15 protein-coding genes are annotated in these 24,845 nt (G+C 43.6%); 3 read left to right on the top strand and 12 right to left on the bottom strand.

The features are described from left to right. Positions 1–32: 32 nt before the first annotated feature. Positions 33–617: a hypothetical protein gene (locus SCB77_RS21695; RefSeq protein ID WP_320184099.1), complete on the top strand. Its 585-nt coding sequence runs from the start codon at positions 33–35 to the stop codon at positions 615–617. Positions 618–726: 109 nt separating this feature from the next. Here SCB77_RS21695 and SCB77_RS21690 read toward each other — a convergent pair whose 3' ends face one another. The 8 genes from SCB77_RS21690 to SCB77_RS21655 all read right to left on the bottom strand — a co-directional run bounded on the left by SCB77_RS21690 (position 727) and on the right by SCB77_RS21655 (position 18,811). Further along, entirely contained in the window at positions 727–2,328 is a 1,602-nt protein-coding gene (locus SCB77_RS21690) for a glycoside hydrolase family 43 protein (protein WP_320184098.1), read from the bottom strand. Between the two features lie 73 nt (positions 2,329–2,401). Next, entirely contained in the window at positions 2,402–4,828 is a 2,427-nt protein-coding gene (locus SCB77_RS21685) for a glycoside hydrolase family 2 TIM barrel-domain containing protein (RefSeq protein WP_320184097.1), read from the bottom strand. After that, positions 4,825–5,772 (bottom strand): hypothetical protein, encoded by a 948-nt coding sequence (locus SCB77_RS21680; RefSeq protein WP_320184096.1) that lies wholly within the window; start codon positions 5,770–5,772, stop codon positions 4,825–4,827. The genes SCB77_RS21685 and SCB77_RS21680 overlap by 4 nt, the downstream gene beginning before the upstream one ends. 48 nt (positions 5,773–5,820) lie before the next feature. After that, positions 5,821–7,446 carry a RagB/SusD family nutrient uptake outer membrane protein gene (locus SCB77_RS21675; RefSeq protein WP_320184095.1) on the bottom strand — a complete coding sequence of 542 codons (1,626 nt, stop codon included), beginning with the start codon at positions 7,444–7,446 and terminating at the stop codon, positions 5,821–5,823. A gap of 6 nt (positions 7,447–7,452) precedes the next feature. Further along, a complete protein-coding gene (locus SCB77_RS21670) occupies positions 7,453–10,584 on the bottom strand; it encodes a SusC/RagA family TonB-linked outer membrane protein (RefSeq protein ID WP_320184094.1) in 3,132 nt (1,043 codons plus the stop codon). A 28-nt stretch (positions 10,585–10,612) separates the two neighbouring features. Beyond that, entirely contained in the window at positions 10,613–13,480 is a 2,868-nt protein-coding gene (locus SCB77_RS21665; protein WP_320184093.1) for a glycoside hydrolase family 31 protein, read from the bottom strand. Between the two features lie 231 nt (positions 13,481–13,711). Further along, positions 13,712–17,725, bottom strand: coding sequence for a hybrid sensor histidine kinase/response regulator transcription factor (locus SCB77_RS21660; RefSeq protein WP_320184092.1), 4,014 nt, complete (start codon positions 17,723–17,725; stop codon positions 13,712–13,714). Between the two features lie 345 nt (positions 17,726–18,070). Beyond that, positions 18,071–18,811, bottom strand: coding sequence for a DUF1349 domain-containing protein (locus SCB77_RS21655; protein WP_320184091.1), 741 nt, complete (start codon positions 18,809–18,811; stop codon positions 18,071–18,073). An 83-nt stretch (positions 18,812–18,894) separates the two neighbouring features. Here SCB77_RS21655 and SCB77_RS21650 point away from each other — a divergent pair, with 83 nt between their 5' ends. Next, on the top strand, positions 18,895–19,695 hold the full coding sequence (locus SCB77_RS21650; protein WP_320184090.1) for a response regulator transcription factor: 801 nt from the start codon (positions 18,895–18,897) through the stop codon (positions 19,693–19,695). A gap of 47 nt (positions 19,696–19,742) precedes the next feature. Here SCB77_RS21650 and SCB77_RS21645 read toward each other — a convergent pair whose 3' ends face one another. From SCB77_RS21645 to SCB77_RS21630, 4 genes are all read right to left on the bottom strand, one after another. After that, positions 19,743–19,928 carry a hypothetical protein gene (locus SCB77_RS21645; RefSeq protein WP_320184089.1) on the bottom strand — a complete coding sequence of 62 codons (186 nt, stop codon included), beginning with the start codon at positions 19,926–19,928 and terminating at the stop codon, positions 19,743–19,745. Between the two features lie 51 nt (positions 19,929–19,979). After that, positions 19,980–20,492: a hypothetical protein gene (locus SCB77_RS21640; RefSeq protein WP_320184088.1), complete on the bottom strand. Its 513-nt coding sequence runs from the start codon at positions 20,490–20,492 to the stop codon at positions 19,980–19,982. A 247-nt stretch (positions 20,493–20,739) separates the two neighbouring features. Beyond that, positions 20,740–21,792 carry an AI-2E family transporter gene (locus SCB77_RS21635; protein ID WP_320184087.1) on the bottom strand — a complete coding sequence of 351 codons (1,053 nt, stop codon included), beginning with the start codon at positions 21,790–21,792 and terminating at the stop codon, positions 20,740–20,742. A 950-nt stretch (positions 21,793–22,742) separates the two neighbouring features. Further along, positions 22,743–23,009 carry a helix-turn-helix domain-containing protein gene (locus SCB77_RS21630; RefSeq protein ID WP_320184086.1) on the bottom strand — a complete coding sequence of 89 codons (267 nt, stop codon included), beginning with the start codon at positions 23,007–23,009 and terminating at the stop codon, positions 22,743–22,745. A gap of 710 nt (positions 23,010–23,719) precedes the next feature. On the opposite strand from SCB77_RS21630, the gene SCB77_RS21625 reads away from it, so the two are divergent. After that, positions 23,720–24,817 carry an SIR2 family protein gene (locus tag SCB77_RS21625; protein WP_320184085.1) on the top strand — a complete coding sequence of 366 codons (1,098 nt, stop codon included), beginning with the start codon at positions 23,720–23,722 and terminating at the stop codon, positions 24,815–24,817. Positions 24,818–24,845: the final 28 nt, after the last annotated feature.

Raw genomic sequence — 24,845 nt, 5'->3', positions numbered from 1 at the left:
GTATTTGAAATATACCAACATCACCAGCAACTATGGATTACAAGCTCTTGAAAGAAATGCTTTCACTGTTAGCAGAATTCGAATCTGATAAAAGCTCAGCCAGTAAAGACAATACAGCATTTATACATTGGCTCTTAAAAGACCAAATGCTAACTGCAGACGATCTTAATAAAGATGAGGTGCCAAGCGATGATCTGAAGATAGTAGATTCGGAATTATTTGTCGCTATGGTCTTTCGTTTGACCAACGCCTTAGAATTACTCAATTTGTCCAGGTTTTGGAGAAGCGTACCCGCTCATTTTTCGATTAAGAACAACTTGCCTTTAGCCTCGACAACGGGCAAAGCATCATATGAATGGACATGTATTGAAGAGCAACATAGAACTGCCGACATCACACATTTTTTGGAAAAGGGTTGGTTGGTGCAGAAAGAGCGGAAAATCAACCAACGTACTTTTTTTCACGTACGGTTGAGTGAACATGGTGAAAAAGCACTCACGGACTGGCTTGAAGATGCTGTATCGAGAAACTCTTATTTATCCGCAGCTTTAACACAGGATGATGAAAATAATCTACTTAAGCTACTCAAAAAATTGACTGATAATTCTCCTCGCTAGCAATCATATTCTTTATAGTTTAGACTGGCCGTCATGATGCACTCGTTATTTTTTCTACTGTATAAAATCCCCTATAAGTTGTTTTGGAATTTCGCATATACATACTCGTCTAATACGATCCGAAACTAGGCTCATAAAGAAACCAATCGAAATAGGCTTTTGCGTTAGAAGATTCAGACAATGAGGAAGCGTATAGCCCGATCATTACACCGGTAAACCCGCCGGCAACTTCTGTCGACAAATAGCGCGTATCTAAAGCAGCAATTGCCGCATAATCTTTTACTTTGTTTTCTTTGATAAAAAACGAATATTGATGTGGATTCCCTACAATTTTTAGGGTCAGCTGGGCTGACGACACCTGCTTCTCGCCAGCGATGTAAGTGAGAGAACCTACTTTAACGCGTAATTGAACTACATATCCCACGTCCTTTTTCCGAACCAATAGGTCATAATGGTGCGTATTGTTCTGGAAGAGCGTTATCCCGGCTTCGGCATCTTGATCTGTAGAAGCAAGCTCCAACGCTGTTTCAGCGATGAAATCGTGCTCTGTTTGACGTCGTGCTACCATAGAAACAGCATCCAAATCATTCAGCGTATGCTTACTAGCCGAAATCCTTAATTTTCCTTTTCTTTCGGACAGTGAATAATGCGCGCGGATAGGATTTCGCAGAAACTGCCATTCCACACCCAGTTCAGCCTGATCAAACTCGGTGCGATTGGGTTTCGCTTGGAAAGGAGATTGTGGAAGTGTAGGCACATCCATCTTGATATCTACCGTTCCATTTCCATTCACTTGTGGCCACCCGCCAGCAGGCCAATCTACCGGCGCCAGAAAAGTTTCCCTGCCGAGAACGTGATAATAGGCATAGCGCTGCGTCACGCGAAAACCTAGAAATACCGCCCACCAAGAACCATCAGCAGCCTGAACCAAATCGGCATGGCCTACACCTTGAATAGGGTTGCCTTGGCCTATTCTATTGGCGTGCGTGAGGATAGGATTTAATGGACAGGACTCGTAAGGTCCAAGCAGATTTTTGCTACGCCCAATGGTCGCGCTGTGCATATATTCTGTGCCACCTTCTCCAAGTAGCAGATAATAATAACCATCTTTCTTGTAAATATGCGGTGCTTCCGGAAAACGTCCACCTATACCTCCCCAAACTAGATTTTCCGGTCCGATGACTTTCCCGGTTTCCAGATCAATTTCGGTAACCCGTATTCCCTGATCTCCTTGCGTAACAAAATAGGTTTTGCCATCGTCATCCCAAAAGATATCCGGATCAATACTTTTGACGTCTACCCAAATCGGATCGCTCCAAGGTCCTGTCGGCTTTTTAGCGGTACAATAGAAATTCCCACCGCCGGATACATTGGTACAAATAACGTAGAACGTGCCTTTATGGTAGCGAATGGACGGCGCGAAGAGCCCGCCCGATGCCGGTGCATTTTTTAGCGGTAGCTGCTCATCTCTCGTGAGGCAATGGCCTATCTGCTCCCAGTTGACCAAATCTCGGCTATGATAAATGGGCAAACCGGGAAAATATTCGAATGAAGACGTTACGAGATAAAAATCATCTCCGACCCGGCAAATGCTCGGGTCAGGATTAAAACCTGGAATAATAGGATTTCGATAGCCTTGCTGCGCATAGGCCGCTGTGTATGCTGATGTGGCAAGCGCTATCCATAAAAAACAACGAATAAGAAATTTCATAAAACTATTTTTTGCTATTAACACATTATCATTTAGCTTATACACTTCTTGAATGTAGAAGAGCTATCAGCCATTACTTCTTCTGCACGGGGATATCGAGATAGACCGGCTTCATGCCGTCTGCCTCGGCTTTTACCCTGATTTGTCCGTTGTTCCCAAGCTTACGCACCACCGCCAGCGCCTTACCATGTAACGTCTGGCGCTGTGAAGCGCCGAAAAATGTGGTATCGGTAGGATTGCCGTTATCTGTCGCCATCAATTCCCCTGCTCCTTCCACTTCGAATCGTATATTCACCGCTGCCCGTGGCGCCAATGTTCCTTTCCTATCGCGCACTGTGACCTGTATAAAAGCTAACGCATCCGCTTCAGAACTTGCAGACTGTTCGCACATTATATCCAGCACATGTGGCTCTCCACTGGTGCGGACAATCGCTTCTTTAACTACTGCTCCTCCGCTTCTCGAGATAGCTTTTAGTTCACCTGTTATAAAAGGTACTTTCCAGGAAACATGCAGCAGCGAATCTGCCTTGGCTCGTTTTCCCAAGGATTTTCCATTCAGCAAAAGTTCGACCTCGTCCGCGCAGTTATAGTAGGCTACGACGTCTACGGTATCCCCCGCCGACCAATTCCAATGCGGAAGTATATGCAGCATCGGTTTGTTTGTCCAAATACTTTGATAGAGGTAAAATACATCCTTCGGGAAGCCTGCCATATCCACGATTCCAAAGTAAGAACTACGCGCTGGCCAGGTATAAGGTGTCGGCTCGCCCAAGTAGTCAAATCCTGTCCACACGTACATGCCTGAAACCCAAGGAAGGCGCTCGGAAAGAAACAGGCTTTCTTCATGCGTAGATCCCCATGGTGTGCGCACATGATCGTAGGCTGATATGTGCTTATCAGCATTCCCACCGTCGAAAGGAATATCCCAACGCGATGGCCATAAACGCACGATATCAATGGATACGTTATCGTAATGCCCCCGTGTAGAAAGTGCAGATACGCTTTCCGTAATAATCAACGGACGATTAGGATGATGTTTTGGATAGCTGCGCCAGTGCAGGTGATTGTAATTATAGCCCAGCAAATCCACGGCCTGCGAATTTAGCACCGGATTTTTTGTGGACAGCTCATTATTGGCCACAACCTTCGGTCGTGTGCCATCTAAGCTATCCACCAATTCGGCCAATCGCTTTGGAATGGAGGTGCCAAGCTCAACGGAATGCCACTGCTCTTGGGCCTCGTTTCCGAGACACCAGATAAAAAGCGAGGGGTGATTTCGATCCCTTTTGATGTGGTCAATAAAATCACGCTCGAACCAATCATCCCAATACAGGTGGTAATCGAATGGATTTTTCTTTATTTTCCAAACATCAAATGTCTCACTCATCACCATAAAGCCTAAGCTGTCACATAAGTCCAGAAAACCAGTTGCCGCAGGATTATGGGAAGTGCGGATCGCGTTAACACCCATCGATTTAAGCATCTCGAGCTGTCGTTTAGCTGCCTGCGGATGAAATGCTGCGCCCAAGGCGCCAAGATCACTGTGCATACACACGCCGCGTATCTTCCGATGTTGTCCATTGAGGTAAAAACCGCTATCCGCATCAAAATGAAAATAGCGAATGCCTGTTTTAAGCGTCAACTGGTCCAGGACGTCAGCACCGCTGATGAGTGAACAACGAACTTGATAGCAGTAAGGCGATTCGGGACTCCAAAGCTGAGGATCGCTGATCGTTATGCTATCCACAAACCGGGCTTGTTGCTGTACGCGAATTTCGCTAGCCTGTTTAGCCGTTTTCGTTGCTACGACCTTTCCATCGCTATCCAGCACTTCCCAACGCAGCTGCGACGTGCCATTTAACTGTTCACCGTGCATTATCGGCACATCAAGCAGCAGCGTTGCTTTTGTTTGATCTACATCGCGGCTTTTAACAAACAAATCACCCAAATGAACCTTGTTTTTTACAATCAGGCTGACGTTTCGGTAAATACCTGACCCGGTGTAGAACCGTGCATTAGGTTGCGCACTGTTATCTACCTTCACCAGCAGGATATTTTCGCGATCATCTTTGTGCAGGTATTCCGAAATATCGTATTGAAATCCTATAAACCCATTGGGTCGCATGCCGAGGTATTGGCCGTTAAGCCAAACCTCGCTGCGCTCATAAACGCCTTCAAAAGCAATCGACACAAGCTGCTCAGCACCATAAGGTAACTTAAATTTTTTGGCGTACCAGCCAATTCCGCCAGGAAGATAGGCGCCGCCGCTGCCGGACAGATTTGCTTTATCAAACATACCTTCAATACTCCAATCGTGCGGCAGGTTGAGCGATCGCCATGTTGAAAAATCGCGACCATCTGGATGCACTGAGTCCCCAAGCAAAAACCTCCAGTCGCTGTTCAAATCAAGCACTGTTCTAGGCTGTGCATCAACGGATACACACATTAAAACAAATAAACCAATCATGCCGCAACGCAGATATTCCAAGTATTTTATCATGGATTGCCTCTCCTTGCACTGGTGTTACGTCGCGCTTGCACCGCATTTTCATAATACGCCTTGCTCACATAATTGTACACCAAATATGCCGGGTCTTCACCCGAAAGCGCCTTATCCCGCAACACACCGAGCTGCATATAATCTTCCGTAAGTGACATAATCCGGATATCGCCCCAATCGACCACGTGCGTGTCGCGCTCGCGATTGTGCAAAGGCATCGCGCCGTTCATACGCATGGTATAATTGTCGGTATCCAACATATATGTTCCGCGCTGTACACCACGATTGGCCAGCATTTTATGATCGACAACCACATTAGCCCCACCTTTGAGCGAAAATGTCATCGTGCCATAATCGCCGGCAGCCATGAGCCAGGTATTACTTTTGTATTCCGGTTTCCAGTTCCAGGAATCCCCTTCCACGGTCTTGCCTTCGGTCACCGTGGCCCAGCTATCTGCCGTGCCGTAAAAGTACATCGGACCTACAAAATATTTGCTGGAGCCCTGCGCATCGAGATCCAAATACCAGATCTTTTCCTGATCTACCCCGCCAGAGAGAAATGTCCACAACTCATTATCGACAAATCCGGCATAGAAATTCTCTACTTCGAATCTTGCCGTGTCGCCATACACAATACCACCGCGCGTCTGCACGCCAAATACCACCTCATACGTGCCCGGAAACGCCATATTCAGCGTCACTTTTTTTTCTTGACTTCTTCCTTGAGGATGCTGCCACAGCGGGGTATATCGGCTGTCCATCAAACTGGTCAGATGGATGATATTTGGATTTGCCGGATCGTGTTCAATAGTATACGATGTTCCCTGTTTGATATCTGCCGCCTCCACATCTATCGCGCCAAGTTCGTATTTTTCGGGTGTGCACGCCGCCCAAAACAGGCAGCTACAGCATAGTAAAATGCACCAATATATCGATCTTTTCATTATCATTTACGTGTTAATCTAGTTATTAATCTTACTCATAAATTACGACTACCAACCTGCATTTTGCACCAGCAAACCACTTGAACGGGTGATCTGATTGCTCGGTATCTGCATAAAGCCTTTGGTAGTTACGAAGTTTTCCCGTTTTACGATTACTTGATCCGGAGCCGTTCCGCTGAGCACATTTTCCGTCATGACCAAGCTACTCGCAGCAGTTTCTAAACCTTGTCGCAAAAGATCCCAATAGCGGATACCCTCGAAAGCAAATTCGAACTTCCTTTCCCGCAGAATGTTTGCTTTGGAAACGGCAAGTGGCGTGAAAGCCTCTTGGTGTGCTCTTCGCCGCACTTGATCGAAATAGCTCTGTGCATTTGCACTACCTAACTCGGCAGCCATCAGCAGCACATCCGAATACCGGATAACAAAAAAATCCTGATCTTGTGAAATCTGAAAATCTTTCTCCCCTCCGGTGTTCGATGTACCATCCGGCAGCGCTGTGGGCGTATATTTTTTGTTCGCAAAGCCGGTATATTCGCGCTGATCTTTACTGTCGAAATTCGCGATACCTTCGCCCTCAATGTCAATGATAGATGCGACTTTTCTCGTATCGCTGGCCGAAAATTCGTTGACAAATCGTCGACTTACCGTTCCGCCTCCCCAACCTTGTCCGTAGGGCGATGCATTGGTATTGCGCAAGCCCAACATCACCAACCACCTGTTGCCATCGCTATTTCCATTATAATCCTGCGTACTGTTGAACTTCTGTGCGAAGACGATTTCGCTGTTTCCTTCACCGGCATAGACTGTTCTATCCAGTGTATTTTCCGCCGTATTGGGTTTATAGCTGGCCGCAGGCCACAAGGATGCAAATGACGACACCAACGCAAATTCGCCACTGGATATGGCTTCTTCCAAGCCGGCGAGTACTTGCGCTTTCGAAACCGCAAGATCCTCTTTTGCATAATATCCGGTGTAAAACAGGTACACGCGGGCCAATAGTGCTTGAGCAGCGTAGCGCGTTGCACGGCCATCGTTGACAGATGCGCGCGATTTGGGATACGCATCTGCAGGAATATTTTCAGCGGCGAACCTTAAATCGTCAACAATAACGTCGTAGGTTTCTTTGGCCTCAGCTTGCGGCACATTTTCCGTGGTCGTTTTAACCAATAAAGGAACCCGTTCGAAAAGCCTGACTAGATCAAAATACAGCAGCCCGCGAAGAAATCGTGTTTCTCCCTCGATGCGTAATTTCGCTTCCGGATTACTGCCAAAATCAGCGCCTTCCAATTTCTCCAGCAATATATTACAACGGTATATGGCCGCATAATAGTCCGTCCAAGTACCATCGAAAAGATTATTATCCGAAGGAGATTCGTTTTTGTCAAACCTATCCAATACCTGATAGGCTCTGTTATCCGTGTTTCCCGTTCCACCGAAAGACAAATCGGCTAATACATCAGCAACGACATTGAAAGATAAGCTGCCGTTAGAAGCAGTCCGTTGGTAACCGTCGTAACAGCCTACCAAGGCCATTTCTGCATCAGCTACATTTTTATAGAAGTTATTTTCGAGTACGTTTGTCATGGGCTCCACATCTAGAAAACTGGAAGAGCAGCTTGAAAAACACAGGAAGTACAATAATATTCCCGCACCCAGTATATTTTTTGTGTTCATAGCGTTTTAAAATTTAAAGTTTACACCAACTAACCAACTTTTGGGACGCGGGTAGTAACCCAGGTCGATACCCGACACCCAGCCGTCTGTACCGTAGCCTATCTCGGGATCCATACCATCATATTTGGTGAACGTAAATAGGTTTTGACCCTGCACATACATCCTTATCTGGCTTGCATATTTCCAATTGATCAAGTTGGAGAAATTGTATCCAAGCGTGATATTGCTTATCCGCAGAAAATCACCATCTTGGAGATACAGGTCAGAAAACTGCCAGTTGACATTGTTCTCCGTCACTCGGGGCATAGTATTGGACGTACCTTCTCCCGTCCATCTATCGAGAATGCGCGTGGTATAGTTGGCCTGTTTATTTGTGTGGTTACGATAGGATTGCACAATTTTATTGCCGGCCACACCATAGGCTTGCATAGATAGATCAAAATTTTTGTAATCCAGTCCGATCTGAAAACCGAAGGTAAAGCTAGGTAAGCCAGAGCCGAGATCAATCTTATCCAAACTATTGATCAGACCATCGCCATTCTGATCAACATATTTCACATCACCTGGCCTTGCATTAGCTTGCAATACGCCTTTTCCTTCCTGCCGCCAATTTGCTATATCAGCTTCGCTTTGGAAAATACCCGCTGTTTGATAGCCCCAGAAGTAACCAATGGCATGACCATTTTGTGCACGGTAAAATTCTTCCGAATTGTCATACAGCATGTTGATCGCACCATGGATAATGCCATCTTCCGTCGGAATATTGCCAACCGTATTTTTATTATAGGCACCATTCACACCAAAACGATAGCCCAATTGCCCGATTTTATCCGACCAGTTCACCGCAAGCTCAAATCCGGTATTTCGCACGTCGCCGCCATTGATAAAAGGCGCTTGCGTTCCGGCCGTGGCGAGCACGGGAGGTCTTACCAACCAATCTTTTGTGGTCTTCACATAAAAGTCGGCCACTACATCCAGCCTGTTGTTTGCCCAGCGAGAATCCAATCCCACATTTATCTGTTCGGAGGTTTCCCAGGTCACCAAAGGATTGGAGAATCGACTTGGATAAGCTCCCGGTGTGTTTACGCCGCCCAACCCGAAATTGTAGAATGCCGCAGGATTTTCCGCGGTAACGCCTGTAGACGTATTGATGGGAGCGGCAAACTGAAAATCCGCTATATCCTGATTTCCAACTTGTCCCCAAGAGACGCGCCATTTTAAGAAGTTCAGCGTCGTAGCGGTAGCTTGCATAAAGTCTTCCGCCGTCATTACCCAACCTGCCGATACCGATGGAAAGTAGCCCCAGCGATTTCCCGCAGCAAATTTGGATGAAGCATCGGCCCGAAGCGTCGCATTTAACAGATACTTTTCTTTATAATTGTATCCCAAACGTCCAAAATAAGACAACCTGCGGTTCATCACGTCTGGCCCACCGTTTAATACGCGCGTTTCAACAACCTTACCATTTTCATCTAAAAATGCTTTGCCGGTGGTATTATCGAGATAAGCATGGGCAAAATCATCAAACTGAGAAAGCAAATTCCAGTTGCTACCCGAGAGGTAAGTGCCTTGATAGCGTAATACTTCCATACCGGCCAATGCCGAAAATTGATGCCCATCACCCACGGTAAAATCATAGTTTGCCGTATTCGTCCAGGTAATCGTATGCCCCTTGTTCATACTTTGCAAGGTCGTGGTATGGTCTTCATTGAAATTATAAATGGAGAATCGGTAACGCGGCGTATAACTTCTGTATTCGGACGCATTGTAGTTAAAACCTAATAAAGAGCGAATAGTCAACCCTTTGATCGGTTCCAGCTGTGCATAGACATCAGCAAGTAAGCGTTGCGCATCGTTCATGTTATTAGAATTGATCATCATCGCACCATAGGGATTGCCATCTCCGTTAAACCAAGGCGAATCTGAGCTGTCATAGAAAGGATGCCCGTAACGGTTGTTATCGCCGTAGACCGGTGTTAAAGGCGAAGTCGTAAAGGCCGCGCGGAGCGTATTGTTATATTGATTGCCCACATTAATCCCGCGATTTTTAATATAGTTGAAGTTTAGGTGCTGACCAATCTTCAGTACGCCTTCAAAAGCCTTGTATTCCGCATTGGTCCGAAATCCGTAACGCTCATAATTCGATACATCTCTGCCGCCCACGAGGCCCTCCTGTCCGATGTAATTTAGGCTAAGCGCGTAGGTAGAGCGCTCTGATCCGCCTTGCAGGCCAACGTTGTAGTTTTCCGTGTCGGCGTCGCGAGCCAACATCTGGTCAACCCAGTTGGTGTTTGCCAGTCCCTGCATCGCGCCAAAATTAAAGGGAGCAGCTCCGGAATTTAACGCTTGCTCGTTCATGATCAGTTTATATTGATCAGCATTAAGCAGATGCACTTTGCGCGCGCTATTCTGCACGCCTTTGAAGGCATCGAATGACAGTTGACTTTTGCCCGCAGCACCCATTTTCGTGGTTACTAGAACAACGCCGTTTGCAGCTTGTGATCCGTAAATTGCCGCAGATGCAGCATCTTTCAATACATCGATTGATTGAATATCGGCTGGATTTAGCACGGCAATGTCACCGCCCGGCACGCCGTCGATCACATAGAGCGGCCCCGAATTGCCAATGGTTCCCAAGCCCCTCACGACAACTTTCATCGCGGCCCCGGGCTGTCCTGAGGTCGAGGTAATCGACACGCCGGGCGCTTGTCCCTGCATAGCTTGTAAAGGGTTCAGTTGGTTCATTTTCTCAATATCCTCTCCCTGAACTTGGAGATTGGCGCCCGTGTTGAGTTTTTTCTTTTGAACGCCATAACCGATGACCACAACTTCATCTAAGTCGGCCGACATAGGCACCAGCTTTACCTGTATATTCCCCACAGCGGCAACGTCCTGTGATTGAAACCCAAGATAACTCACGGTAAGCATCGTGCCTTCGGAGACATCGATCATAAATGTACCATTCGCATCTGTACTGGTAGATTTACCTTGGCCTTTTACCAGTACACTCGCCCCACTTATGGCTTCTCCCGTTTCACTGGACAGCACCCGGCCCCGAATGGATTGCGCCCAAGAGGTTACCGCAAGCAGCAGAAATATGGCTGTTGCTAAGGCCCTTCGAAATAATTGTTTATACATATTGCTTGATTTATAATGGTTAATTATTCTATCTAAGTTTTATATTCATTGCACGTCCATTGTATTTTACAGATTTCATATTTTTTGGTAAGGCATCAATACCTATCAGACTATTGCTGCCCACCAGCAGCACATTGAATTTGCGTTGCTTCGTCATTCCTTCGAATGTGCCTTTACGATCGCCAAGGGAAAGAATTCCATGTTGGTTATCAAAGGAGAATTTTATCGTACTGTAGGCGCTTTTTTCGTAATCATAATTGTCACCCGCGTCTTCATATAGCACAAATTCGCCATCTTGCCCTTCGTAAACGAGCAGGGTCAATACATCTTGTGGTTTTTCGCTCGTATATTGGAGAGGTTCGCCCCAGGGAAGAATCGCGCCCGCAGGAACGAAAACCGGTATCCGATCGTACGGTGCATCCGCCTCAATAGTCTGTCCAGCAGCGAAATACCGACCTCTATACAGGTCGTACCAACCCTTTCCTGCCGGAAGATAAACGGCACGCTTGCGTTCGCCATGTTGACTTACGGGGTTAACCAAGAGTGAAGGCCCCCACATAAATTGATCATTGATGTTGTAAACTGCCGTATCGGCAGAAAAATCCATCGCCAATCCTCTGATCATGGAATAATCGTTTAGGTAGGTATGCGCTGCGATGCTATAGTTGTAGGCAAGTAAGCGATAACGCAGGTTGATATAGTACAACATACTTTTGTAAGCAGGGTGCTCTTCTGGCGCAATCGCAAAGGGTTCTCTTGCGGGAAACTGTCCATGCGCTCTGAATAAAGGCAAAAACGCGCCATATTGATACCAACGGCTGTTCAATTCGCGCCATTCTTCCAAGTCCGCTTCATTCGGGTCATAGTATTTGCGCTGCACAAGAAATCCACCCGCATCCATCGTCCAATACGGCGTGCCCGACATGGAGAAGTTGACGCCTGCGGAAATCTGATCTTTCATATCTTCCCAGGTGGAGGCAATATCGCCACTCCATGCCGCCGCGCCGTAACGCTGCTGCCCGGCAAAGAACGATCGTGTCAGAATGAACACCCTTTTACTGCTATCGGTGGCACGCTGCCCATCGTAAATACCTTTCGCATTGAGCAAAGGGAATGTATTGTAGTAGCGCACAGACGATCCGATACTGGGCTGAAGCACCGCTTTTCGCTCCTCCACACTAATGTTGGAATGTATATCCGGTTCGCTAGCATCCATCCACCAGGCGTCAATGCCTTTGGAAAAAAGCTTAGTATTCATCTGCTTCCAAAAGGCGTTTCGTGCCGCAGGATTATACACATCATAGAACGTCGACGTGTAACCTTTGCCAATCCAGTCTTTTCGTCCGTCATATATATTGCGCATATACAGCCAGTTATTCCGATTAAACTCATCAAAAACCGTAGATTCTTCATTAATTTTTGGCCAAACCGATATCATCAGCTTAAAGTGCTGTTGATGCAACCTGTCAATCATGCCGTCAGGATCAGGAAAGCGCTTCGGATCGAAGACGTGGCTTCCCCAATCCTTTTCCGACCAATATGACCAATCCTGAACGATATTATCTATCGGAATGCGGCGTTTGCGGAAGATTTGCGCCACTTCTTCCAATTCAGCTTGCGTTTTATAACGCTCACGGCTTTGCCAATAACCAAAACTCCAACGGGGCATAATCCCCGCTTTGCCCGTTAGCTGTCGGTAGCCAGAAATGACGTTATCCATATTCTCACCCGCAAAGACAAAGTAGTCAATGGCATCTCCTGCTTCGGAACGGAATCCAAAGAGTGGTGTACCTTCTTCCTGAGGTCGTTGCCAGTTTAATGTAAAATAGCTCTCATTGCCAACAGGTGTCCACTCGATGCGTAAACGATGCCTTTTATCCCTCTCCAATGTTACGGGAAGTTCAAAAGTGCCCGAATTCCAGGCTTCCCGCCAGCGATCCTGCAGCAATTTTCCGTCAATATACACTTTGATGTAACCCGAATATTTGAAGTGAAGATAATGTAGGCCCGCGTAAGGCGAAGCAAACTCGCCTTCATAGTATACCTTACATTTTGAAAGCAGGGTGCCTTGTGGATACTTATGCTGATCGCTCAGGTAATTATAATCAATGGTTGATTCTGGGCGTTCCGCGTAAACCTCGGCTTCATTTTCCTTGTTTACGTAGCGCGCCGTCAGCCAGCCCTGCCTACCTTCGTGAGAGAAAAGTTTAAACGCATGCAAAGGAAGTAGTGGCCGCGTATCGCCCGCTGTGGTAATGGAATAATTATGCCATAAAATACCGTAGTTATTGGTAGACACTAAAAATGGTACGGCGATTTCCGTATTGTATTGCAACAAACTGACCCGACGACCGTTGTTGTAGTTCATTACACCGTTTTGGTGTTGGCCCAACCCATATAAACCTTCGTCGGCACTAATTTCAAACGATTGGTTTATATTGAAGAAACTGTCGCCATCGTAGGCATCTTTTTGGAAGCTTACTGCATTTCTAGCGCCTTCGCGCACTAACGGTTTGCCCTGCGCATCAAAAAAGTGCAGTGATCCAGTAGGAAGAAATGCCTTCACCTGCATACCTGATGTTTTTACAAACAGGCTATCGCCAACCTGCGAAACCGAAAACTCTATTCTACGCTTTAAAACGGTATCGACGAGTAATAGACTTTCATTATTAGGCTTTTTGGTATCGGGTGGCGTAACTCGTATGCGAACGGCTTGCTCGGTATAAAAATCAAGGTAGATATCCTGATCGAGCGCAGCGGGAACATCTCTGTATTTTAGCTGTACACCGCTGTTCGTCTTTTGGTAGATCGGCTTGCTGTCTTGGGCATGTGCAGACAGCTCCGTAAAAAGCATAGCGATCATCCCAAGGAAAATAGTGTTTTTAAAAAACATCATAGTACGGGTTTATAAAATTTGGTCAACATGTACCTATCAACTGAAGTACAAGACAAATGTAAAGAAGCAACCGATTGCATTAATAGCCGATTGGTTAACATTTAAGGGTCAAAATGTTAACCTTAAAAAACCGAAACTAAAATAAAACGCTAATAATTAGATGTTTATCTTAAACCAAAATAAATCAGTATCCTTCTACAGGAAGACAAGATTCCGGAAATAGGCTTACGCTTATTTTCGATAAAATGAGGGCACATTGCCATACAATGCTTTGAAGTATTTGCTGAATTGCTTGGGCGAACTAAAGCCCACTTCATAGGTGATTTCGCTGACATTCTTCGCCGAATGTTGCAGCAGATCGAGCGCCATCTTCAGACGTATATTCCGTATAAATTCGATAGGTGTACCACCTGTCAACGTCAAGATACGCTTATATAAGCCGACTCTAGACATATGCAGTTCTGCAGCTAGAAAAGCAACCGTCAGGTTTTGGTTAACCAAATTGGATTCGATTATATGCGTTGCTTTTCTCAAAAATTTCTCGTCAGCATGCTCGGGCTCCGTTTTGCTTACTTTGATATCCACTTGTCTTTTGAATTTACGCTGCATCACGTCGTGTTGCTTTATAACGGCTTTAATTTTTGATCGAAATGTCTCCGCATGAAAAGGTTTGGTAATAAAATCTGTGGCCCCTGCCTTGAGCGATTCCAATTGTAGGTTGATTTCGGCCACCGCCGTGATGATAATAAAAGGAATGTGTTTCGTTCTTTCGTCCTGCCGCACTTGCGTGCACAATTCAATGCCAGATATACCGGGCAAGCTCATATCCGACACAATTAGATCGGGATGGAAGGCATTAATCCGTTCCAAAGCGAGTTCTGCCGAAGCGCATATTTCCAGTTGATATCCCTGTAAGAGTTCATGCTGCAGAAAAAATGCGAAATCACTATTATCTTCTATCACGAGCACGCGTCGCTGGGCTTCTACTTTTATTCCGCCTTGGCGTGCTGGCCTCCGTTTTGGCACGCCATGGTGTACCACGATTTCCGTTTTGCGAACTATTGGAATGTGCACAGAGAAGGTTGTGCCCTTGCCTGGACTACTTTGCACATCTATTTTTCCCTTCATCAGATCTACAAAATCTTTAACAATGGCTAGACCAATGCCACTGCCAGTTGCGGCGCCACGATTTGAAGCATCTTCTTGATAAAACCGTTCAAATATCTTGCTGAGATTTTCAGGCGAAATCCCCTTCCCTGTGTCCATTACAGAAATCGAGAGGATATCCAAATCCGAAACCATTACACGAACCTTTATCGTTCCCCCTTGCGCCGTAAATTTAAATGCGTTTGACAGCAAATTATTTAATACAGCTTCGAGTTTATTTTGATCAAATACATAAAACAGATCTGCTTCAAAAGCGTCTTCTAGAAATATCATATCACGCAGTTTCGCTAAATTGGCAAAGGAGTCCAATATAGGCTGTATGACGGGAGAAAGTTTTCCAGTTTGTTCACTTAATTGCAGAATATCCTTATCCATTCTATTGAAATCCAACAATTGTCCCACCAAACTATACAGTTGCTTGGCATTTCGCTCGATAATCTCTACATAATTCAACATAGAGGTAGCACCAATTTCTTTCTTAAGAACCGATATTGGGGATAGAATAAGGCTGATAGGTGTCCTAAATTCGTGACTGACATTCATGAAAAATCGCGTCTTCATTTCATCCAAGTCTTTCATATTCTTCGCATAGCGTTCGGCCTCGAGGAGATTGAACCGTGTTCGTTCACGCAGTTTCTCGAATCGGCGCAAGTAAAAAAGGAAAACGCAAATAGCCAGTAAGTAACAACAATACGCCACACCTGAGCGCCACCAAGGTGCCAACACGGTAACTTTGAGTAGCTTTACGCCGTCGTATAGCGCACCATCGCTGTCCTGATAACGAACGTTAACCAAATAGTCTCCAGGCGAAAGATTGGGTAATGATATGGAAAAATCGCTAACGGAAAGATCCTTCCAATCCATATCTAGGTTTTCTACAACGTATTGAAACTTGCCCTTGTTGTTTCCCAAATAATCAAAATCCGTCAGATTAATGGTGATCGAATTATGATTATAGGCCACCTTCATGCTTGCGTCTGCTAGCTGAAAGACGGTTCCTCCGAGATCCTCCCTCTCTTTATTGGCACTTCCAGATTTGGCAACCGTTACATTGCTCAGATAAATCTGATAATTTTTAGGGAGCAGGTCCGCATCAGTGGGGCCGAACTTGTTGAAGCCTCTCGGACCACCAAAAACCAGCGAACCATCGTTTAACAGTAAACCCGCATTTTCATTGAAACTTATCGATTGAAGCCCATCGGATACGTTAAAATTATGGAAAATACAATCCTTAAGATTTTTGCGTACCGTAACTTTCGAAATCCCCTTCTCCGTTGCCACCCAAATGTCTCCTTGCCTATCCAAAACCAATTCAACGACGACTTCATGCAGGAGACCTGTATTTTCGTTAAGCTTGGTAACATGCCTCCCTTCAATAACATTCACCCCTTGCTGCGTAGAGACCCAAATCCGGCCAAAACGATCCTCCACGATATCAGATACCATGTTGTTGCTCAATCCCGATGTACCCCGCCCCTCCCGAAACAATGAAATCTCACCATCGTGGCCAATGATTTCTATGCCTGTAGCGGTACCGAGCCAAATATTTCCCCGCGAATCCTCGAATATTTTAGAATAATATGTCGAGGGAAGTCGCTTGTTTGCCTTGCTTAAAAAAGGGGTAAATGTTCCCTTTTTACGATCGAAAAGGTGAAGCCCATGAGATAATGTACCAATCCAAAATCTACCTCGACTATCTTCAAAAATATCCCATACACTGAGGTTTGTAGAAATGGCATCACCAAAGCGTGTGAATGTACCATCGTTGTTCATGCGGTTCAGTCCTCCACGATAAGTCCCTACCCAGACGGCGCCGGTTTTATCCGGAAATAAGCTCACAATTACATTACCGGATATCGAAAATTTGTCTGAAATGTGGTTGGTAAAGCTCGCAAACTTCTCCTTTACGGGATCATAAACCAGCAAACCACCACCGTTGGTACCAATCAGCAACTCGCCAGATGCGCGCTGCGCGAAACAATTGACATCATCAAAGGGCAAGCTATTTGGATTTCCAAGTTGTTGCTGAAATGCTTTGATGTACGTCCGATCTTTACTGTAAAAACTTGTACCTCCTTTGTAGGTACCCACCCACATTAGTCCGTCTTTGCTGCAATAGAGTGCAGTCGTGGAGTTAAACGGAAGCGTATAATTATCAAAAGGTTGATTGACGAGGTACTCAACTCGATCGTCTTTGATGAGGTTTATTCCACCATGGTCCGTTCCCAACCAAACTTCGCCATTGAGTTCCTGTACATTACTCACGTTATCGCTGTTTAGTCTATGCTGGCTACTACGTCGACTAAAATGTATCACTTGTTTGCTCGTTCTGTGCCAACTGAAAACACCCAGTGGGAAATTCTTTGCATAGAGCCAAAGTCGCTCCTTACTATCCAGAAATATGCGGTAGTCAATCAAGATATCATGGCCGACATTAACGGGCATAGTAAAGGTTTCTTTTTGTCGCAAACTCTCCCTATCCAGAATCGTGACTTTTGCAGATCGATCAACGATATACAACTCGTTGCGACTGTTTGACGAAATGACATCCAAGATAGCAACATGGTCTAACTTTTTCGTTTTTCCAAGTTCACTATCTAAAAGGACAGCGGTGCCGTCTGCATAGATAAAAGCATAGCGTTTATTTTCAAGCTGTCGTATTTTATCAATCGGGCCGCGCGGCAACCCAAATGATACCAATACGCTATCTATATTACGGATAAACGCGTCCTTCTGCTTGTTATACATCGCCCAGCCACCATAGGTTTTTATCCAAAGGCTGGCTGCCGGTCCATGAAAAAATTCCTGCACGCTATTTCCGGGAAGCGATTGGTTATCCTGAGCGTTGTACCGGTATACTTGAAACCGCTTTCCATCAAATTTAGAAAGCCCCGTTGATGTACCGAACCACATATAATGGTCGCTATCCTGCATGATGGCATTGATATGGTTACTGTGTAATCCGTTCTCTATCGTTAGATGCGTAAACGGATAGTGGTTCTGCGCCTCCGCATGTTGTGAAATTGCGGATACCAGCAAAATTATACCAGCAACGAGTACATAAAAAAGCTTACTCATGGAAAAAAATCAGGTCTATTATCCAAATGTAGCTAATCGTACGCTTATTTAAACATTTCGTGAGAAACAATTTGATCGATTTACCGCCAAGTTTTCACGCCGACGGGATAAACCCGCCAGATTAAAGGTAATTGGTTTGCCTCACAGAAGCCCCCGTTAACGAAGAGTCGGTCTATTTGTCCATTATAAATAGGAGGATATCGACTGAAATACGGGTGATGCCGACAAAATATATACCTGCTGTTTCGGAGATTGAACAGCAGGTATAACGAGAAAGGCTAATTTATAGGATAGCCAGTAAATAAGCTATCCACCGCGCACAGTAAAATCACGCGTGAGCACTAATTAAATGCCTCTTCGAAAATCCTTAACTGCAGCATTTGTAAAGGTTACGTTTTCAAAAATGCTAGTACTGCCTTTTCCGAGCGGACATTGTGCACTTATGCCAACGTACAGCCGCTTGGGATAATTATTTTTGTATAATCTAGCCATTTTCCAATTCTTGTTGTCTATCGAATAATAACTCGCGATTGTTTGACCATCTGAAGACAGTTTAAGATACACAAATTTGTTTTGGATCACTTCATGATTGCTGTCGTCGGAGGTTTGGTCAGTTTTTACCGTAACGACGCGATGCTGTCCTGCCTCATCCTGTTCGAAACAATGTTTCTGATATAATCGGTCATTCGCATACACATAGAGTACGCCCGCGTCATATGTCCCATTTTCCGTGAACTGCGGAATCACCTTAGCCGAGAATGTAAAAGGCTGCTCATTATCGATTTCCTTGAGTAAAATCGGCGCCGTATTATTTGACAATTTACCGTCCGGGTCGGAAAAGAAATCCCGCTTTTCACCGACTTTAAAAATAACTTGGCCTTGATCATCTATAGAGACAAGCTTTTTGGCATCATTCAGTGACTTGCTGAAGTAAATTTCAGAAACCGTTACATCACAGTTTTCTAATCTCGAGGGCAGCGAATCCGCGACGGCTTGTGTATGGTGCGCAGATTTGTTCTCTTGCTGATTACAGCTCATTAATGCCGTTGTGCAAAGCATTAGCATACTAAAGGTTTGTTTGTTCATCAATTTATGGGTAGAAAAATAAATACAAACTTACGATAGCAGCAAATTTTGTACAATACTTAAAATTAGCCATTTTTGCGCTTATGTATGAAAAGGAAGATCCCGCGAAACTGCTAAGCGATACGTTGTTAACGCAACACTTTAGTCCTATGCTAAAGCCTAACAATAATGACGACCAAATACTGGAGCATTATAAGCGATTGGCAGCATCTTACGTCACCATCGAAAATAGCCTAGTCGTACTATCGGATTTTGTATCGGACAAAAGCTATATATACACAGGTACTTTCGGAGAAGTTTTCGGATTCGATCCGGGCATATCTGATATAGCGTCTGCATTTGAACGCTTTATTTTCGATAGCGTTCATCCCGACGATCTTTTGGAAAGACATGGATTGGAATTATCCTTTTTGCAATTTCAAAAAGCAGTGCCGTCCCACGAGCGGCCCAAGTTCACTTCGCGATGTAAAATCAGAATGAAAACCGCGAATGGAAGTTATGTTCTTATCAATCATCGTATGCAATACATGGAAAGTTTTGCGAATGGAAATATTTGGTTGGCATTCTGCATATACGCGCCTTGCATAGAAAAGTCAACAGTAAGCGGGATTGATGGACATATCTTAAATGAGGAAACCGGAACCGCACAATCAATATCCGAACTAAAAACAGCTCGTAAAGAATTTCTAACGAAACGGGAAACCGAGGTCATACAGCTGCTTGCTCAAGGCCTTACCAGCAAGGAAATTGCATCACGATTGAATATGGCCCTCTACACCACCTTTCGGCACCGACAAAACATACTAAAAAAATTGAATGTTAAAAATACGACGGAGGCGGTACGCATCGGGATCATACTAGGTATTATCGGACAGCAAACATAAAATCTTATTGCCATTTTATCTTTCCGATCAAAACCACTAAAACGAGCCTACGCCACATCTTTGGTGTTCTTAACGAGCCCTATCCCTGAAAAGAAAAAAATTAAGGCGATAATACCCACTACGGACAAAGCCATGTAGTCTGTGCTTTTATTGATTAATCCATAACCTGTGTATATTAGTCCACCTATACCCAGTATAGTAAGAATGGTTCCGAAAGTGCGTTTTACGTTCATCGTTTTGTCTTTCCAATCACGAAACAATATCTGTGCCTTATTCTAGCGAAATTAAGTTGTAAAGCTAACAAAAGCGTCAGGAAGCGATACGAAATCTTCATTTGATCTAAAAATCAACATCATTTTGAAGCATTTATACCAAAGCCGCATCAATTTACTATACCAGTGAAATACGGTATTCCATGGGGCCTCCGATGTGCATTCTTGCCCAATCAAGCTAAACAATGCCTCAATAATATGGAGCTCCTTCCCAGAAAGTACGATAGATTCCGACAGGCTGTATTTTAAAAATCCAAAATTGTTCAGGTGTCCTTTTAAGTTATAACCTTTAAACAAATCAGCGCGGAACAAAAAATATTGGCCGCCGCTTGCACGCTTTTCCAACTGTAGATTTTCAAAATTATCGCGCTGTAGCAGTAGCAACATTTTTCCGCTGACCTGTGCCCCAATTTTTACCTGACCAAAAAAAACAAGAAAGTATCCTTGATCGAGTAGCCGTGGTAACGTAGCGTCAACACTATCCAGCCTGCCTATATCACAAAACGAGTAGATCGCGCTTTGCATCCTGTCTTTAAATTGGTCTACATTTTATTTTTTTTTGTTACATCGCTTTCCAAAAATCTCCTTAAATTTTCATGCATCGTGTAAAAGTAGCTATTATAAAAAACAGGCTTAAATGCTAACACCGGACTAAGCTACCTAAATATTGTATTTTGTGTATAGCATTTGCTTGGCCGACGGCAACTGGAACAGGAGATTGCCCAGTTCAAAAAGCTTGCTGCCGACACTGCTATGGGCAAACAATACAGAGCTATTTTTTAGCTATCAAATAGCTATATGCGTCTAACTGTGGGACATGATCAAAAATCACTTTGGCAATTCCCAACAAAGGTATGAATAGCACCATTCCTGCTATACCCCAAACCAAGTTGCCAAACAAAACAATCAATATTGTAAAAAGGGGGCTGACCTTTATCTTACCACCAGTGATATTTGGTGTAAGTACATAGCTTTCTATTTGCTGGATGATCAGAAAATAAGCGCCAACGATAACGGCGTATGTGAGCGTATCCCTTGTTAGCAGCACATAGATTACAGGTATCAAGCTGCCTAGCAAAGAACCGAGATAAGGTATAATATTTAAAACACCAGCCAGCACGCCAAACAGTAACGCATGTTCTACGCCAATCGCAAACAAAGCGATGGTACTGCTTACCGAAAGAATAAGTACCACCAAGAAAACACCAGCCACGTATCCATTTGCGACAGTAGCCACTTCATGGACTACTTTTCCAGTACTACCTGATAGATCGCCACGCGTGTGTCTCTCCACTAGCTTAAGCACAAAGTTTTTAATTCTTCCACGGTAGTTAAGCAAGAGCAAGGTATACGTTACGATAATCACAAAATTAACCAAGAAAGCACCCAGCTGGGTAACGAATAGTGCAGCGTATGAGGCTACTCCTTCTCCAAAGCGATCGATCTGCTCAGCAAAATACTTCTGTTGCTGATCCTTTGATACGCCCACAGTATCGTCAAGAAAGTCCTGCGCAGAAGAAGTAACATTGGATACACGTTCATCGAGTTGAGAGAGATCATTACTAAGGGAAGTAATTTGCTGAACCAAAAGAGTACTTAACCCAAGTAGTAATACAACCATCGCAAAGACACTGAGGGATGAAGCCGCAAATCTTGAAAAATTTCTTTCCTCTAGCCAACGACAGACTGGAATCATCAGCATTGCTAACAAACATCCAATAGTCAACGGTATTAGAAAGGAGCTTGCTACATACATGATACCGAATAATGCAATCAGAAAATATAATATATAATTTAACTCAACTAGTATCGGCTTTTTTACCATAAGAATTTTGATTTTTCGCTTGGGAGAATATAGTATATAACCACAAAGGCAAGTCAATAGTTTAAAAATATACGAACAAGGCAACAACTGATACACTGCGGTTCAGGCGAACGCCACGCGTATTAGCGAGACTCTAAAATACACGGTGTCGAGGAGAACAACAGCACCTGCTTTTTTATTGCATAGACGTGTAAAACACTAGCAGCTGCGGAGAGAGGGATTGGTTTAGCCCCACAACCCCGCACTCGGCCTTAAACCTCCTTCGGATCGAACCCGAGGGTTCTCATCCCTCAGCGATCCTATTAGCAAACGCTGAACATAAAAAAAGCTCCAATCTTTTAAATTGAAGCTTTTCGCGGAGAGAGAGGGATTCGAACCTCCCCAATAAACCCTTTATATACAATATCTTAAAAACGAAAACCGTAATTGGCACCTCTTTCGCACCAACAAAAAACTACACTATAACTTTGACTTAAACTTGCAAAAAATAGTCATACAATCTTTAAAAGAACGAAAATGCCAATGATTTATAGATTAAAGCTAAGAAATTATATTCTCATTTATTAGAGAAATATAAAAAAAATTAAGAAGAATTATTACCCTCCTAAAGCTTGCCAGTTGCCACTACTTCTCCATGTGCTTTCTGATCGAATTGCTACTCTATAACAAAATTTCTAATGTACTGGAAATTCTAGGATCAAATGATGGGTTGTACTTTATGTAATTGAGTTCTTGCAGCTCTTTAAGATATTTGTGGTATGTCGGCGCTGTATTGATGTGAGAATACTTCATTAACAGTCTTCTACTCATCTTAATTTTACAAAATTCATTTTGCTGTTGAGCCAGTTCAATAATTCCTGTAATTAGCGCAATGTGACAGACCTTAAGCCTTGAATCATGAGTTACTCTGCTCATTAGCCTCGTAATTGGGCTTTGCTTTTCATTATACTTCATTCAGTAAACAATTTTAAGAGATCGTTTTTATTATAATAATAGGATCCGAGAACCTTTTGACTTCTCAATTTACCAGTGACACGGAGATTTTGGATCGTTGCAGCTGAAATGTTAAGAAATTTTCGGACATCTTTGCTGCGCAACCACTCCTGTTCAAGTAGACCGGCGTTAACGTTTTCGCTTTCTTTTAGCACCTCGCGAAGGTCAAGAAGCAAAAGTCTTCGGAATTCGAGTAAATCATCTTTTGTAATGTAATTTTCCATATGACAAATTCGGTGAAAGAAATTTTTGGTTTAGAGCCTCAATTAATAGTTAGCTCAAAGGATCACTGTGTTCTGAAGCCTTGGGAACGCTAGAGGAACAGTTCTGAGGGCTTAAGAAATTTAAAAACTGAATACAGTCCAAAACTAATACACAGTAAATATCTCGTCTACCAAGTTGAAAATGTTGGTATAAAAATATTTAAAGGAGAATACAGGATAAAGGTCGAACTTGATAAAAGAAATAGGAACAGAAGATTATGAGACTTTTGGACGGTGCAAACGAATATGGTGGAAAAGCTTTGTTTCTGACTTACAGAGGCAATTTATTGATAATTATTGAAATTTAGAAATTTGACGCTGTAACCTATTTGTAACACTTTTTGTTATTTATTTGCCCCACTAATTTCACGTCAAATTGGTTCTTCTTCATCAAGTTCTTGAGCAATCTGTCAAATACTATCGCCAGCTCAAACAGGCGGGACTCCTTCTATCTATGAAGAACTTACTGTTAGAAAAACTAAACTTTGGTTAGTACTTTTCATAACAATAAAAATGCAAAATAGTACCAAAGGGAGATTTCCTATGAAAGTTTTACGATCATTTTTAATAATTCTTAGATTGATTTAATTTGATTTTGTATTAATAATTTAAATCCCTATTTTCATTGTTGAATTGATAAAACCGATGTTCAGAACTATTAGCCTTTTTTAATGTCCTATTTATTGAACGAGAAGATTGACGAACTTCAAAATTTAGCTCGTCAGCCATATGGTATCGCTGTTTTTATTGGTGCAGGTTGTTCCTCTGCGCTAAAAATTCCCCTTTGGAAAGACCTTTTAATAGGCCTAAACCGAGAATTTAAATACTATTATGATGACAATGCCGTAAAAAATGCGATTGATACCGATGGATATCCTAAAGTTGCATCCAATATAAAAAGTAAAGCAGATGTTATGAAATATCGAGAGCTTGTGAAGAAATACACAAAACCGGTTGCTTGTCATTTCACCTCATTACATATTGAGCTTGTCCGTCTTTCCAAAACGATCATTACGACAAACTACGACGATAGTTTTGAAGAAACGTTAAGTGCATTGGAGCGATTCAATCCCGATTCGGATTGTAAGCACCAGACGTTTTCAACCGGAGATTTAGATATACGCGGAATTGGCCATGACCGAAAGATATATCATATTCATGGAACATCTTCTTCTGGGGAAGTAATTCTAACAGAAGAGTCGTACTTGCAACAATATGAGCAGCCATTATCAGGCGTTCAAACTTTCGTGTCCTCGGTGTTTACGAACTACAGTACTGTCTTTGTCGGTTTCAGCTTTTCGGATAAGACTTTTGTAAACTTCTTGGAAAAAGCGATGGAATCCATACGTGCGGAAAAGCGAAACTATAATCGGGAACAACAAAAGCACTTTTGCATCTTCAGTGATAACCTGATTAAAGAATCCTATGCCGACCACGAGCTGAAAGGATCCTGTTCGGACATTGCATTGTGGAAATCAAAAGGCATACTTGTAGACTACAAAAATAAAGTCACGGGCGCCATCGAGTACCAATTTCAAGACGATGCAATTGATCGAATTTTAGATGCGGGACTTCCGCTTGCTAGCGAGAAACATCTTACAAAATTAGCTCAAAGATATAAAGAGAATCAGGAGAAAATTAAGCTACTCAACAAGTTGAATATCGAGCTTATACATTTTGAAGGAGATCAATATCTCCAGATCGAATTAATATTAAGAAAGCTAAACGAACCAATTGCAGCGGCCGCAACAACTTACAAACCAGAATAACTGTGTCACACATCATTAAAAACATAAA

It is taken from the genome of Sphingobacterium bambusae (genome assembly GCF_033955345.1).
Classification (GTDB): domain Bacteria; phylum Bacteroidota; class Bacteroidia; order Sphingobacteriales; family Sphingobacteriaceae; genus Sphingobacterium; species Sphingobacterium bambusae.
Note: the sequence above shows the minus strand (reverse complement) of the source record. Positions and strands in the feature narration are given on the sequence as shown.

Coding starts and splice junctions, on each gene's coding strand:
- SCB77_RS21690 (WP_320184098.1), bottom strand. CDS start 2,328: ATGAAATTTCTTATTCGTTGTTTTTTATGGATAGCGCTTGCCACATCA.
- SCB77_RS21630 (WP_320184086.1), bottom strand. CDS start 23,009: ATGGAAAATTACATTACAAAAGATGATTTACTCGAATTCCGAAGACTT.
- SCB77_RS21640 (WP_320184088.1), bottom strand. CDS start 20,492: ATGCAAAGCGCGATCTACTCGTTTTGTGATATAGGCAGGCTGGATAGT.
- SCB77_RS21665 (WP_320184093.1), bottom strand. CDS start 13,480: ATGATGTTTTTTAAAAACACTATTTTCCTTGGGATGATCGCTATGCTT.
- SCB77_RS21650 (WP_320184090.1), top strand. CDS start 18,895: ATGTATGAAAAGGAAGATCCCGCGAAACTGCTAAGCGATACGTTGTTA.
- SCB77_RS21675 (WP_320184095.1), bottom strand. CDS start 7,446: ATGAACACAAAAAATATACTGGGTGCGGGAATATTATTGTACTTCCTG.
- SCB77_RS21660 (WP_320184092.1), bottom strand. CDS start 17,725: ATGAGTAAGCTTTTTTATGTACTCGTTGCTGGTATAATTTTGCTGGTA.
- SCB77_RS21645 (WP_320184089.1), bottom strand. CDS start 19,928: ATGAACGTAAAACGCACTTTCGGAACCATTCTTACTATACTGGGTATA.
- SCB77_RS21625 (WP_320184085.1), top strand. CDS start 23,720: ATGTCCTATTTATTGAACGAGAAGATTGACGAACTTCAAAATTTAGCT.
- SCB77_RS21695 (WP_320184099.1), top strand. CDS start 33: ATGGATTACAAGCTCTTGAAAGAAATGCTTTCACTGTTAGCAGAATTC.
- SCB77_RS21635 (WP_320184087.1), bottom strand. CDS start 21,792: ATGGTAAAAAAGCCGATACTAGTTGAGTTAAATTATATATTATATTTT.
- SCB77_RS21655 (WP_320184091.1), bottom strand. CDS start 18,811: ATGAACAAACAAACCTTTAGTATGCTAATGCTTTGCACAACGGCATTA.
- SCB77_RS21670 (WP_320184094.1), bottom strand. CDS start 10,584: ATGTATAAACAATTATTTCGAAGGGCCTTAGCAACAGCCATATTTCTG.
- SCB77_RS21685 (WP_320184097.1), bottom strand. CDS start 4,828: ATGATAAAATACTTGGAATATCTGCGTTGCGGCATGATTGGTTTATTT.
- SCB77_RS21680 (WP_320184096.1), bottom strand. CDS start 5,772: ATGAAAAGATCGATATATTGGTGCATTTTACTATGCTGTAGCTGCCTG.